Raw genomic sequence first — 16,115 nt, 5'->3', positions numbered from 1 at the left:
AAGTGTTATTTTTGTTTATTGAGCGGCTAACTCTTTCGCTAACAAGGCATCTAATTCTTGTTCCGATAAATCACTCAGTAAATTTATTTGATCGACAAGACTGTCAACTGCACTGGTATCTTCATTAACTTGTTGAGTTGTTTCTTGAACAACGGACTCGTCTATTTCCGTGAGTTTTTGTACAATTGCGCCAGAAAGCTTGTTAATGCTATTGCCTTTCATTAACTCTAAAATAGAAACGTCGACTTTGAATTCATTACGAAATTTCATTTGTAAGTCCATTGCCATTAATGAATCTAAACCAAACTTATTGATAGGCGTATCAAGGTCAATTTGTTGTGCTGACAATTTCAATGTTTCTGAAATTAAGCTACTGAGAGACTCGATAACTAAAGGAGTTAGTACCTCATTGCCTTGGGCTAATAAGTTCATCCATTTATCTTCTTGAGCGTCTTCATTATTAGAGATAATAAGTTCAGAAAAACGTTGGTCAGTACTAGCCGTTTCAAATTGTTGCCAGCGTTGCCAATCAACATTAAAAATACCTAGTTGAGGTACTGGTGCGCTTAATAGAGCTGAAAATGCTTCAAGGGCTTGTTGTTGACTAAATGCATGAATACCGACATGTGCTAAATGGTCAATAACACTGGGTGTATTGGCTGCCATGCCAACATCGGCTAGGGCGCCCCAATTAATAGAGGTTGCCGCCATACCATTCGCGTGACGATATTGCGCGAGGTTATCTAAGAATAAATTAGCTGCAACATAATTGGCTTGGTTACGATTACCAATCATTGATGAGACTGATGAGTAAAGCATAAAACAGTCTAATGACAAATCAGCGGTAAATTGGTGTAAATTCCAAGCGCCTAGGGCTTTAGGGAGCATTACTTTTTGTAAACTATCGCCATTAATCGCTAGCAATTCGTTGTCGTCTAATACACCTGCCGCATGAAATATACCTGCAAGTGGTGGGAAGGTGTTTCTAACGTCATTGATTAATTGTTCTACGGCTGTTGAATTGGCAATATCAATAGCGGCAGGTTTTATGTTCACGCCCTGTTGAGCAAAGGCAGTTATGGCTGTTTTAGCTTCGTCTGATTGTGCACCACTTCTACTCACTAAGATTAATGATTTTGCGCCCTGACTCACAAGCCACTTAGCCATGCCTAAGCCAAAGCCACCAAAACCACCTGAAATTAAATAGCTGACGTTATCTTTTACAGTAATGGAAGCTGCACTTTTATCGACTAAGTTTAGGTTGTCTATATTGTTAAAATCAACAATGATTGGTTGCTGTGAATCAATCATACTTTCATCAAAATTATGTGCGATGTCAGCGACAGGAATTATAGTGCTCTGTAGCGGGCTAATCGCATGTTCAAGCTCCTTAGTGATATGATTAAATAACGTCGATAATATTTTATTGCTACTTGAAAATAATGCTTCTGGAGTAAGTACAGTTTGAGATTTAGTCGCACTTAATCGTGTAGGTAAGCTTTCATCAAGCATTGTTGTGATGTAACGACCATGAGCGGCAAGCAATTGATCGGTATTGATATTCGCTTGCTCTCCTACCGTATTAAGAATGACATCAAAATGATCAAAATGCTGTGCTTTACACGCTTGCAGTAAATCAGTTGTTAAGCTTGCGCTTTGAATGGTAAGCAAATCATTTTCATTTCTTACCCCAATAACGGTACAGCCTATTTTTTTAGCGAGTTGAGTGGCTGCTTGACCAATAAGGCTGTTACTTCCAATAATCAAAACGCTGTTTTCTTTGCTCAGTTGAGGCATTAATCCGTGATAAGCAACGGCAAATGCTGACAAGCACCCTGCAGCTTGTGTAGCCGACCATGACTCAGGCTTTGCTATTGCCAGAAGTTGACTTTCTTTAATAGAAATTACATTACTTAACTCATCGTTGAAATAACCAATAATATCTTCGCCAACCCTAAATTTAGACACTTGTGAGCCTAAACGAGTTACCGTTGCAGACACTTCTCTTGGTGCTTTCAATGTTAAAGTAGAGGCATCTAAAGCAACGCTATTAATGCGCAGTTCAATTTCATCTGCTTTTGGCGCAAGCGATTGTGTTACTTGGAAAGCTAATTGTCGGCTTGAGGTAAAACCTTGTTGAGCAAGTAAAAAGCTTTGATCATTATTCGCTACTTGAGTATGAGTTTGATAGCCCTTTGCTAAAGGAACATTCGCTAAGCGGTAAGAAAAACGTTGCCCGCTGCGTAGAGCAAGCTCTCGCTCTTGGTTTTTATTTAGGCATTCTGCTAGTATTTGTCTTGCGGTGTGAGTAGTGAAATCTTTATCAACATCAATTAATGTTGTTTGCAATTGCGGAAGCTCTGTAGAAGCGACTCGTCCTAATCCAATTAATGCACTTTGATGAAACCCTTCAACCTTATCTTGTTCAGTTACTTTAGCGGCATCTTGCGTTAACACATAGAGACGCATTTCGCTTTTCTTTGATACGTTATCCATTACCTGTGTAAGGTTTAATAAGATTTGTGTTTCTCCTAAATGAATAGGATCCTTTTCATCATTAAACATTGCCCAAGCATAAATAACCGTTGTGTTTTCAGCGTCTTCTTCGCCATTAATTATGGTATTAAAAAGAGTGGTTAATTGGTTTTTATCTTGTCCATTAACTCCATAACGTTTTCCTTCACTATTAACATTATTCCCTCGATAAACTAGCGTACAATTTTCTGAAGAATAGGCTTGAAATTGTTCAATTAAGTGCTGGCTTGCTTGGCTCTGATCAACAAATAAAATGATTTTTCCAAGTGTGTTATTGTCAGCGGCGCTACTTTTATTATTGCTTAATGTTTCCAACAGTTTCCATGTAGGTTGATAAGTCCATTCATCTAAATTTTCTATGCTTTTATTATTGATTTGACGTAAAGATTGGCAGCGTAAATCACATATTTCTACGAGCACTTCACCTGCTTCATTACATAAAATAAGGTCGCCCACTATCTCTTGGCCATTAATAACACGTAATTGACCATGACAATAAAAAGCTTCAGAAATTTTTCGGTAATGGCGAAATTGACCAATATGCACTGGTACATATACTTGTTTGCAAAATTCGCTATCAACGGGAATAGCAGAAATTAAAGACTGAAAACAAGCATCAAGTAATGTAGGGTGTAATTGGTAATCGATAGTTGGTAAAGTTAACTCTGTATGCGGCTCAATGTAAGCGAGTACTTCCTTATCTTTTCGCCAAATATGATTAATCCCTTGAAAGCAAGGCCCATATTGTAATCCACGAGCCGTCAATTCTGTGTAAATGTATTGTGCATTTAACTCTTGTATACAAGCTTTTTTAATCTTTTGAAGCGGTATTAGCTTTGTATTAACCAATGTTAAAGCGGTTATACGTCCTGTCGCATGTAATGTAGCGTCGTCTGGAGCGCTGTTTGTGTAACTATGAATTTGATAACTATTATCTTTTGGATGATAAGTTGTCCGCATTAATGATTCATTATCGTCTTCAACTACCATGGCATTATGTAAGCTAAGATCGGTAATTAAACAAGCATCACTGCCGCTTAATGCTTTAAATCCAGCAAGTCCAGCTTCGACATATGTTGCACCAGCAAGAATCACTAAGTCTTCTACTTTATGATCGGTTAAGTGACTGAAAAAATGTGAATTAATATGACTTAACCATGAAATATCTGTAGTTAATTGTTGTTCACCTAAAGCGGCAAACTTAATGGCAGTTCCTTTTCTATCTATTGAAGATATTTGGCAATCATTCCAATAACGATCACGTTGCCAAGGGTAAGTAGGCAGACGAATGAAATTAGGACGAAATGGCGTAACCTCAATGATTTTTGATCGTGTATTAGTTGTATTGTTAACGTCATTGTTAATAAATTGGTTAGCGCTCAGAGCTGTCCAGTTTAATTGATAACCTCGACCATAAAGCTCAGCAACCGTTTGTTTTATGGTGACTTGTTCATCTGTTTTTCTTTTTAAAGATGTCGCTAAAAATCCTGAGATGTTAGACTGTAAAAAGCACTCTTTAATTGATGAAGATAAAACAGGGTGTGGTCCTATTTCGAGAAAATCTTCGAAACCATCAGCAATCATATTCTCGAGAGCTTTAAAAAAGTAAACCGGTTGTCGAACATTGTCACACCAATATTGGGCATCAAAGCAAGTGGTAGATATCTTCTCGCCAGTAACGGTTGAGTAGCTAGCTAATGTTGGCGTTTTAGGAGAAAGTTTAGCTAAACATTCAGTGATCTCTGCTAATAATGGATCCATTAATGGGCTGTGGTAGGGCACTTCAACCTGCAATAAGCGGTTAAACACCTCTTTTTCTGTAAGCTGCTCAGCTAATTGATTTAATATCTTCTCATCACCAGCCAACGTAATTGCTGATGGTGCATTAATCGCAGCGATTGATACTTTATCTGCGAAGGGAGCAATTAGTTCAAGCGATTGACTCTGTGTTAAACCAACGGCTAACATTGCCCCTTGTCCCGCCGCTTTCTTTTGAATGCGACTGCGGTGATAACTCACTAATAAAGCCTCTTCTAATGTTAAAACACCAGAAATATACGCAGTAGTAACTTCCCCCACACTGTGTCCAACAATGGCTGATGGCGCTATTCCCCAAGAAGCCCACAACTCAACTAAAGCAACTTGTAATACGAAGTTGGCTGTTTGAGCAACTTGTGTTTCACTGATAATAGATTCAGTTTCTGGCTTTAACATTTCAGCCAAAATCGACCAACCTGAAATGTTAATAAACACTATGTCGCTGCGTTTCATTGAAGCTAAAAATACCGGCTCTGATTCAATAAGTTCACGACCCATTGCCCACCATTGTGGTCCCATTCCGGTAAAAACAAAGGCTAATTTATTGCGTTTTTCATTAGTGGTTGTTTCTATACATTGATTGTCAGCACCATTCTCTTGATAGTTTTGTAAGGTATTAGCTAAGTCTGCGATTGAACTTGCACTTACGGTTAAGCGATGACTTAAATGTGAGCGTCGAGTACCTGCCGAGAAAATCAAATCGTTAATTGATATATCATTGTTTGTTTTAATAAAATGCACCATGTTTTGTACCATGGCTGCTAGCGCGGGTTTACTTTTCGCTGATAATGGCAGTACGTATTGTTGATTTTTCGCGGTAACCATTGAATAAGAGTTTTTTTCTGTAATAGGTGATTGATAGCTCTCTAAAATGGCACAAGCATTAGTACCACCGTAACCGAAAGAATTAATACCCGCTAAAATTCCACCATTGGTATCGTTTAACGATAAAACATTGCGGGGAATAGTTATATTAAGGTCATCAAAGGGGATATTGGGGTTTAAATTAATTAAGTTGGCTTGTGGCGTTACACACTTATTTTTTAAGCTCAATGCCGACTTGATAATGGCGGCAATACCCGATGCAGCTTCTAAATGCCCTATGTTGCCTTTAACTGAGCCGACAATACATGAAGTATCGCCTATTTTCGCTTGACCAACGGTACCTCCAATGGCTGACATTTCTAATGGATCGCCTACAGGAGTACCTGTACCATGTGCTTCGAAAAATTGAATATCTTTTAAGTTAACCTGCGCTTTAGCTGCAACTTGATGAATTAATGCTTTTTGTGAGTCTGGGTTAGGTACGGTAATACCATCGGTATGACCATCTTGATTACAAGCCGTCGCGCGAATAACAGCGTAGACTTGATCGCCCTCTTTTTCAGCTTGGTGCAAAGGCTTAACGACCACAATACCAGCGCCTTCGCCTCGACCATAACCATTTGCACGTTCATCAAATGATTTACAGCGACCATCAGGTGATAAAAAGCCCCCTTTGCACATGGCAATAAATACTTCGGGGCGATGCATAACATTAACACCACCAACTAAAGCAATAGAGCTGTCACCGGTCCAAATGCTACGGCAAGCTTGGTCTAATGCCACCATTGAAGAAGAACAAGCCGTATCAATACTAATACTTGGTCCGCGTAAATCATAAGTGTAAGATAAGCGGTTAGATAACATAGTGAGTGACATACCAACGGCGGTATTACTGGCAATAGTGTGGCGGTTTAATGGACTAAATTGTGTTAATTTATTGTCCATCATAAAGCCCCCAATAAAGACACCAGTATTACTGCCTGCTAACGACTCAGGGTCTATACCAGCATCCTCAAATGCTTCCCAGCTCACTTCTAATAATAAACGTTGTTGTGGATCTAAAGAGTTAGCTTCCCTGGGCGAAATACCAAAAAACAAGGCGTCAAATTCATCTATCTTCTCTTGAAGAAAACCGCCACTTTTGACGTGCATCTTTCCTGATTTATTTTTATTTTCGTCATAGAATTTCTTAATATCCCAACGGTTGTCAGGTACATCTACGATACAGTCTTTACCAGCGAGTAAGTTGTCCCAAAAAATGTCAGGTGATTTAGAGCCACCAGGTAAGCGACAACCTATCCCTACGATGGCGAGTGGTTCAGGAGCACATTCTGAAGTGAAGTTATTAAGAGGAAATTCGTTATTGTTATGTTCAGTCATGATTTATCCTTGTGTCATCAAATGAATATAGTTCGCTATATAAGTGAACTTATTGATTTAAAAATGAACAGTAATAATTTGAGACAATCATGCGAAACTGATCAACACCTATTAACTTTTCGTAAAAATGCTAAGTAAAAATCGTTTGCTGCTTGATTATATTGGAATAAATTTGATAAGTAATATTGATTTATTTGAGTTGCCTGTGCCCGGCTAAATGCTTGTTTTATGCAATTACCTTTTTAGGTTTATTAATTAACCTTATGATACTTATTACAATTTAAAATTTTACTGTGATTTTTAATTCCTTTATGTATTATTTATAATCAGTTATGATCGACGAGATTATACAAATTAAATTTAAATAGAGAATGGCTAAATTTTTTAAGTGGGTATGCATTTATGAATAGCTTTGATTGGCAATGGTGGCAATTTTTTTTAGAAATTTCAGAGCATGGTAGCTTAAGTAAAGCGGCAAATGGTTTGAATATTTCTCAACCAACGTTAAGTCGACATTTGATCGCTATGGAAAAAGAGCTGGGCCAATCGCTTTTTGAACGTAGTACGCAAGGACTGACTTTAACACCGTTTGCTGGTAGTTTAATGGAAGAAGGCAAAGTGATGCAGTCTTCTGCAAGACGATTACTAAGAATTTGCCAAGGACAAGATAAACAGCTTAAAGGTAGAGTACGTCTGTCGGTAAATGAAATGATGGCACAGTATTATATACCACTTTTATTACCAAAATTTATGCAGTTATACCCTGAAGTGTCTGTAGAGGTTGAAGTAACAAATAAAGCTTCCAGTATTGATAAACGTGATGCGGATATTGCAATAAGGATGTTCAAACCTCGGCAACTTGATTTAATTGCCCAATACTTAAATGAGCTACCACTAGCGTTATTTGCCAGTAAAACCTATTGTCGAAATAACGGTAGCCCCCAAACTGTAGAAGAACTTTTTGATGAAAATCATCAACTGTTAGGGTTTGATCGTGATCAAAAATTTGTTGAGGGAGGGCGCTTATTAGGTTACGACATTAAGAACGAACAATTTTTGTTTCGTAGCGATTCTATCGCATTACAATTTGAGCTAGCTAAACAACATGCAGGTATTGTTGCGACACACAAAAAGTTGGCGTTAACACAGGGGCTACAACCTTTACTGACTGATATTAAACTACCTTCATTGCCGATATATTTAGTTTGTCATCGCGATATTCATCAAAATCCAAGAATTCGGGCTATGATGGATTATTTGGCAAAAAACTTGCCACCGTTACTCGCGTAAAAAATTATAGAGGACACAACCGGGTAATTAATCAACATCAAACGAATAGTAAAGATCGCTTGATTGTTCAATACCACTAACAACCTCCAGCCATAAACGGTTAAGAAAATACAAGCGAACGGTTAATTCATTTATCGGCTCATAAACACCGATACCATATTTTAAATAAACGCGATTGCCTATATAACCACTAATGGTTGCTTGGGTCTCGTCACCATCACCCTCAGTATCTACAGCAATATTATTTATCAATGGTATTTTTTCTATTTGTTCAAATAAACCCGCACTGCTGGTTACGCCATAACCTAACAGCATGCTAGTTGCTGCATTACCATTGCCACCGCCGGCATCTAAACCACGTCCTCTTACCAAGTAAGACAAGATCTCTGGCGATTCCATGGTAGGAGTCGAAAACAGTTTCAGTGCTAAGCTATCGACTAAACCTGTTATTTGCAGACCAACCTCAACATCCTCAGCTTTCACTTGCCTGCTCGCACGTAAATCAAAATAAGGATTATTCATCGGACCATTAAAGGTAAGTTTTCCCCGATCTATTTGTAACTTTTGCCCGTATGCTTGGTAAGTTCCACTAGTAGATTGTATTGTGCCAAAAAGTTGTAAAGGGTGTTTTTTCTGTTGTTGAATATGTAATTGTCCTTCTAAGTAGCTTTGCAATCCTTGCCCTGACACTTGAAAATCGTTGGCTATATTCACGCGTACGTCCGTTTGAATATCAAATCCAGAGGTTTGTTTAAAAACTTCTTTACCTTGTGCATCTATGATTACTACATCATCACTTAAAGTTATACTGCCTTCGGGGAGTTTCTCAATATCATAGCTGCCATCAAGCACGTCGATATTACCACTAATTGATAATATTTTATCTTGTAGTGAAAAGTTCAAAACGGGTGTGATATGCATTGCTAATTGCGGTGGAAATATGATTGGTAACTTTTCGGCATGCAAATCGACATTCATTTGCAAAGTATCTTGCCATTGTAAATTACCGTTGAGCGAGCCTTTGCTTTGCTCGATAAAAAACTCACTATCGATTGTTGCCAGATTATTAATTACGTTAATGTTTGTCTTAATTTTTTCAAATTTATTTGGGTTTTGGCTCAGTAATAATTCCCCCTTATCTAGCGCCAGCTTGCCATTAATTAACGGTGAGCTTATTGTGCCTTTAATGTGTAAATCGGCAGATAAATCACCTTTTAGGTCAACCACTTTAGCAATAACCGATTGAAAAGGCTGTAAATTAAACTGGTTAAGCACTATTGTACTGTCAATTGGAAATTCGTTTTTGAATTCGACAGTTGAATTGATGTTAATTAATGTATGATCAATACTGTCTTGAAGAAAAAGCTTTGTCCTCAGTAGTTGCTCATTTAAAGAAAAACTCAGTTCGCCATTGCGCCATTGGGTCATTTGTTGTTCGCTGTAATCATCACTTACTTTGACGTTACCTGGCAACAAAGTTAACTTACCTTTGGCTAAAGCTGGTTGTAAAGGAGACCATTGAGCTGTCAACTCTCCGTTAATTTTACTATTAATTTCAATTTCTTTGGGTAAAAACAGCTCATCAATTAACGATAAATCAATGTCTAGAGCTAAGTTGATATCCCCTGTTTTACCGACGTTAGCATCAACAGGTAAGCAAACATCAAGCCCTTTTCCTAACCAACAGTGCTTTGCTATAAGTAGTTGTTGTTTATTTATATCAAGGTTGAGTGAAAAAACCTTATCGGCATGCCATTGGGCATCTTTATAACTAAGGGAACCTTGCTCAACTTTACCTAGCCAATGTTCGAATTTATGACCACTTTGTCCTGCTATTGCCAATTTACCGGCGATATCGCCTTGCCATTGCGCATTAAATTGTTGGTTGTTAATGTCGCCAGTTAAATTAATGGCAATATTATCGAAGCTGTAGTTATTGTCATTATTAGTAAGCGCTAAATTATCGCTTTCGATAGTTAATTGACTTTTATGAGCGATAAAAGGTTGATAATTTGCTGTTATCTTGACTGATGGTGTAGTTATTTTTTGAAAGGCGAAATGTTTTATTTCGCTTTTTAATGAAATTACCGGATTGTCTTTACTCTCTTTAATAGTAAATTCAGCATTAATAGCACCGCTAGCATCTTGATACCATGACCGTATATTAGCAATGACTAGTTTGCCATCAAGATGCCAATTTTTATCGTTAACTGTATTTATCGTTAATTGATTATCAGCAAGCGACGCGAATAGTTTACCTTGTTTAGTGTTACCTGAAGAGACATAACCTGACTGGTTTAAAGCAATATCACCTTTAATGTTAAGAGGCATGTTGTTGATTGTGCCAGTGAGGTCGGTTTTATGTAGAGCAAATGCCCACTGGGAATCTGACACTTTACCAGTGCTCGCTATTTTACCTTGAAAACGTCCATTAAGTGATTGAGGTAGCAAAAGCGCTGGCGGTAAATCTGTTGGGATTATGGCAGCTAAGTTGATTTTAGGTAACGTCACCCCAGTTGAATTAGCAAATAACTCCCACTGCAAGTTGGAAGGTTGAATATCAATTTTACCATTTAGGTGTAAGTGACTGTTTGTGATCTTATCGTTCAATGTTAATTTTGCTATGTTGAGGACACCTTGTTGATGGTGAGCCGTTAGCTGTAATTGTGCATTTTGATAACCATAACTATTGAGTGAGCTTAATAGCGTAAAGTTTTGTTGAGACAAATTGCCAGTAATAGATAAATCTAGCGATGATGGTTTAGCGTATTGAGTAACCGACAAGGGCAAAGGAAGTTTATCGGCGGATAACTGTAAATTAAATGGTAATTCGTTATCTGTTAAATCAACATGGCTTTGGCTGGAAAAGGTTAACGAACCTTGGCCTTTGGCATTTAGCGTTAAGGCGTTTAATGCGCCATTTAATTGGATATTTTGTGATGAATTAGACAGCTCGGGCCATGCTGACAAATTATCTATGCGGGTTGTTAATTGTGCATCAATTTTATAAGGCGGTATTAATTGAATATCAGCCTTAGACAAACCTACATAATATTCATTGGTTGAGGTTTGAAAATGATCGATTTTAACATCACTTTTTTCCCAATTAGCGCTAAGCTGGCTGTCCTCAAAGCGAAGAGTATTTTGATTTTTAAGGAGTAGTTCATTAATAGACAGTCGTTGAATTGTCAGTGCGATAGGTAAACTAACAACGGGTAGTTCTGAAATTATACTTGCTAGCTCGTTAATCTTTGTCGCAGAGTCCGGCTGGCTTGTTTGGCTATTGCTATTTTTTTTCTGGGAGATGGTTAACGAACTGATTTGAGGGTCTACTATTGCAAACTGGCTGTGGTGGATCTCTATTGCTGCAGATAATTGCTTTATCTCTACGGTTGTTTGATCTATTACTATCTGGCCCTCCAATAAATTAATTTTTTTCGCATTAATCGAAAATGGCATAATCAATAAACTGTTATTGTTTGCTGCCATTGATTTATCTTCAGTAGCTGTATTACTTTCAGTCGTTGAGATGAGATTAACTGAGAAATTAGTCACTTTAAGCGATTCAAAGCATATGGCTTTTTTCCAACTACAAGAAAAGTCAATATCAGCAACTAAGCCGGTTATATCAATATTTATTGATTCGGTATTGATATGCAGGGCGTTAAGTTCAATATCTCTAACTAAAGCACCTGCTTTGTAGTCAATTTCAATACCATCAATGTTGTTTAATAAGCTAACAGTGAGCCAAGTTCCCCATGGCGTAGTTAATAAAATAGCGATAAGACAAAGCAGAGCGACTATTATTTTTGCTAGGTTAAAACTGATTTTTCGCCAAATCATAATTCAGCACCTAAGTTGATATGTACTCGCCAATTTTGCTCATCGCCATCGATACCGTAAGCAAAATCAATCTTAATAGCACCAACAGGTGACATATAATGTAACCCTGTTCCTAAAGAGTAAACGGGGTTAAATTCCCCTTTATTGGCAACACTGCCGCCATCTGAAAATAGAGCGACACGCCATTTATTGTTCAAATAATATTGATACTCAACACTGGCAACGACAAGGCGCGTGCCGCCGACAATAATAGGGACGGCTTGAGTAGGATCAGATGATGACGGAATAGTTACGCCAATAGATTGATAGGCAAAGCCTCTAATACTTTGATCGCCCCCCGCGTAGAAAAGCAAAGAGGGTGCTAGTTCAGCATCTCTATCTACAAATACAGCGCCTAATTCAGCACGTGTAACTAGGCGGTGGTTGGCTTTTAATGTCGTAATATAATTCCATCGACCATGTAGACTGAAGAAAGTATTATCGGAGCCGGCGTCTTCATGAGCACCTTCAACATTATAAGTTTGTCGAAAACCATGGCTAGGATCTAGGGGTGAACCTGTACGTTCAGTTTTCGACCAAGTGATCCCTGGGATTATATAACTGGCGGCATCTAAAACATCCCATTCCTCATTCGGATCGCTATCGTCAAGTTCATAATGCCAATCCTCTTGATGGTAACGAGTGTAAATTTCTCGCTGCCAATTGTTTTTGCGAACAACTCGACCAACTTGTGCTGAGAAAAACTTGGTGGTTAAGTCTTCGTAATCGTCATTTTCGACAGTCATCTTTACTTGCAGTAAATCGGTAATGGGGTGATCTAAAGGAATGCTGTAAATAAACTTACCCGTTGGGTTTATTTTAGAATACTCAAATTTAGTTTCCTGAAAATGACCATATTTGTTAATCAACGGCGTACGCCAACCGGCAGAAAACCTAAATTGTGTATCCGTTGCATAGCCAATACCTAGATCAAAAAGGTGACTTTTTGCAGGGGTCAATGAAACACTAATTGGCACGGTAAATTTCTGTTGTGTGTTATCTTCAATTTTGTCATCAGGAACCGCTAATACACTGCCAAAATATTGAGTGGCTTGAAGTTGATTTTGAAGTTTGTGAAAGCGGGTAGCGCTATAATATTCACCTTTTTGAAAGGGGATTAAACTGTTGAGTAGGTCAGGTTCGAGGGAAAAATTATCAAATTTGATGTCACCAAACTGAAAACGAGGACCGCTTAAGTAATGAATGGTAATATCAGCGTATTGATATTTGTCTTTAATCGCTATTTTACTTTCAGTTAATTCACCATTGAAGTAACCACGGCTTAAGGCTAATGAAATTAAATCAGATTTTACTTGTTCATATTTATCATGATGAAGGGGATCACCTTGAATAATTTGATGGTTATTGAGTAGCTGAATAAATTCAGCATCTTCACTGGCTTGCCCCATTACTTTTATATTAACTTTATCAATTAAGGTCACCTCATTTAACGTGATCGCTAAACTGATTTTCCACGGCGTTTTATCAATTTTTACCACAATATTTGCTTGATAATAGCCCAATGCTTGTAATGCCTTGTTGGCATTACCTTTGGCGCTATAGATAAAAGTAGATCGCTCTAACTCAGTATTAGGTAATTGTCCTAAATACGAAAGAATATTGGTTTTAGCGGCTTTCGGAAGGTCTCCCTCTAATGAAACAGCTAGATTGCTTGCCGTAACACTGAAGCTTAAAAAGCATAATGCAAAGCTAAAAAGCGCTATTTTAAAAGTGAACATTATAAAGATGTAAACGCTTGAGAAGTTGAAAAGGTAAGGCTGCTACTCATTATTATAACCATTAAATTAAAGTGACTCCTTTGTTATTAAGCAACGAAAAAATAGCGATACGGCAAGAACAAAAGGGTATTGCATCAATAATAGGCTTATGAGGTGATCATAATTAAAAATGTTTCCTATTGCCATTAAAGAAAGGGTAATACTGTGTTTATTTATAAGTTCTGACGTTTGAATCGTGAGTGTCGATTTTACTTTGGGAGTAACTATTTTTCTGATATGCCAATTTAACAGCTAAAGTTTCCATAAAAAAGCATCAATTAATACAATGGATGCTTTTGTAAATTGACTGACAATTGGAGTTAGTTACTCATTTACCATAAAATGTGCATTAACCGCTTCTGCCATTAATTTAGGCGAAATTAACCCTTGTTTTAATACAAAATTATTAAAAGCTAATCGATCAAATCTCTCTCCTAGGGCTACTTCTACACCCGCTCTAATCTCAAGTAATCTTGATAAACCATAAAAATAACTCCCCGCCTGACCTGGGCTTCTGATGGTATATCTGTCTACTTCTTGTGTTGCGGCAGCTTTTGAAAAAATAACTTCATTACGTAATAAAGAATATGCATGCGCTTTGGTGGTAAGTCCTAAATTAAGCATAGGATCTAACATGGCGCGAGCATTACGCAATAGTCTGTGTTGAAGAGCAATAAGTTGTCCTTCTATAGGAAGGTAAGGCAACATTTCAGCTTCAGCATAAAGTGCCCAACCTTCAACATTAACGCTATTAAACGCATAATATACGCGCGCTAATGAAACGCCTTGCTCTAACATTACTGAAAATTGTAACTCATGTCCCGGACGTCCTTCATGAGCACTTAAGGTATAAGCGACCGAATCAAAATTGAAATCATCATAGGCCGCATCTCCTTTTAACGCTGGGTTTCCCGTGGTTAACACAAATTGCCCCTGTTCGCCTGTGTTACCAATAAACGGTGGGGGCAGCATATGAGGAGCCGGGCTACCTGCGGCTTCTGCATCGGATGCAAGTCGCATAATCATATCGCGTTTAGGTAAATCAACTACTTTATGTTTACTAATTAAACCTTCCAACTTTTTATTAATATTCCGGTAATGATCAACGATTTTATCGTTTGCTAAAGACTCCTTTTTGAGCGCTCGAATAACATCGCGGTAATCACTTGATGGTAAATTGAATTTCTTAGCAACCAAAGGAGCCAACGCCTGCATATTGGCTTTTGTTATCATGTAGCTTGCTTTTGCTTGTTCAATTAATAACTGAGGCGCTATATCAATACCCACTTTTTTCAGCTTCAACGCATAAATTTCATCAGGCAATCTAAAGTCATTTCGAGTTTTTGGGATAACTACCTTTTCTGCCCATTGTTGATAATCATTGATTTGCTGCTTTAATAGCAACAAATTATCATTGGCTTGAGTCAATTGGTTCTTATCAAATAACTGCTGTAAGCCATTCATCAAAATATCTGCTCTGGCAAGTGCCTGACTAACCTCTTCTTTGGTAGGTCCCATTAAAGTTTTATTGGTTAAGGCTGCTTCAAATAAGTTTTTTGCTTGCTGTGTAATTGCTGGTTGCCCTGTTTTACCTACATAACATGCTAAGCGTGATATAGCGGCTTTTTTTCGAGCATCTGACATCTGCTCATCTAATAAGGCCGAAACGCCTTGAAATATAAATAAAGGAACATCAAGCCAAGGGAGTAGGTATTTATTATCTAATTCATCGGTCATGATGGTTTGATCAATATCATCAATAAGAATGTTAAGATCTTGCTGAACGGGTAATTGCTTTTCTGTTTTAAGTGCTTGTAACAGTGTTTTTTTGCTACTTTTAATAGCGCTAATGTATTTATCTGTTTGAGCTTTGGTGATATTGCTACATAAACCGTCAGTCTCTGTAATACCTATATAACTTGCCATCTCAGGCTGAAACTGACTGGCTATTTGTATTTGCTTGTTAGTGTAGATATTACTGGTTTCAACCCAAGAACTTCCCGATGAAGTCATTGGAAGTAAAGCAAGTATAGGAAGAGCTAAAGTGAGTATTTTGCCTTGCATCGGTTTAATTCCTGTTTTTGTGAGGTAAATAACAAATAGCTAAATACGAATTGGTAGTTACACAAATATTTTTAAATTATGTGATAACTAATCGCTATTTAAAAAAGTGAACATTATAAAGATGTAAACGTTTGAAAAGTTGAAAAAGTAAGGCTATTACTTATTATAATAACCATTAAATTTAAATGACTCCTTTGTTATTAAGCAACAAAAAAATAGCGATACGGGAAAACAAAAGGACATTGCATCAATAATATGCTTCTGAGCCAATCATAATTAAAAATGCTCACTATTGCCAATAAAGAAGGAGATAATACCGATTTTGTTAGTTATTAAGCTTTAACCGTTATCAACCGATGATTTAGCGAAGGAAGAAATAAGGAGGGTATAGCATACTGATATTAAAATTAGGTCCACCGTTCATGCCTTAATAAAGTCTGTATAAAATTAATAGGCCTATATTTGTACAAGTTAGAGAACCAGCTAACCCCCTAATTCTAAAGGCAGATAATCGGTTATTAGAAAACACTTTTATGCTTTTTA

5 protein-coding genes are annotated in these 16,115 nt (G+C 37.5%); 1 reads left to right on the top strand and 4 read right to left on the bottom strand.

Annotated elements, in window-relative coordinates:
- Positions 1-15 precede the first annotated feature (15 nt).
- Positions 16-6,558 carry an SDR family NAD(P)-dependent oxidoreductase gene (locus AC27G3_RS07785; protein ID WP_487120371.1) on the bottom strand — a complete coding sequence of 2,181 codons (6,543 nt, stop codon included), beginning with the start codon at positions 6,556-6,558 and terminating at the stop codon, positions 16-18.
- A 402-nt stretch (positions 6,559-6,960) separates the two neighbouring features.
- Between AC27G3_RS07785 and AC27G3_RS07780 the strand changes: the two genes are divergently transcribed.
- The gene (locus AC27G3_RS07780; protein WP_487120370.1) at positions 6,961-7,848 is read left to right on the top strand and encodes a LysR family transcriptional regulator; all 888 of its coding nucleotides are present in this window, start codon (positions 6,961-6,963) and stop codon (positions 7,846-7,848) included.
- Positions 7,849-7,875: 27 nt separating this feature from the next.
- Here the strand turns inward: AC27G3_RS07780 and AC27G3_RS07775 are convergent, their stop codons facing one another.
- The 3 genes from AC27G3_RS07775 to AC27G3_RS07765 form a co-directional block, all read right to left on the bottom strand.
- Positions 7,876-11,691: a translocation/assembly module TamB domain-containing protein gene (locus tag AC27G3_RS07775; protein WP_487120368.1), complete on the bottom strand. Its 3,816-nt coding sequence runs from the start codon at positions 11,689-11,691 to the stop codon at positions 7,876-7,878.
- Complete coding sequence (locus AC27G3_RS07770; RefSeq protein WP_487120366.1) at positions 11,688-13,469, bottom strand: autotransporter assembly complex protein TamA; 1,782 nt, start codon at positions 13,467-13,469, stop codon at positions 11,688-11,690. Before AC27G3_RS07770 ends, AC27G3_RS07775 begins: the two co-directional genes overlap by 4 nt.
- Before the next feature lie 363 nt (positions 13,470-13,832).
- The gene (locus tag AC27G3_RS07765; protein WP_487120364.1) at positions 13,833-15,572 is read right to left on the bottom strand and encodes a DUF885 domain-containing protein; all 1,740 of its coding nucleotides are present in this window, start codon (positions 15,570-15,572) and stop codon (positions 13,833-13,835) included.
- Positions 15,573-16,115: the final 543 nt, after the last annotated feature.

This window comes from Colwellia sp. SU-HH01217, from assembly GCF_057543495.1.
This window is presented reverse-complemented; position numbering and strand designations above follow the sequence as displayed.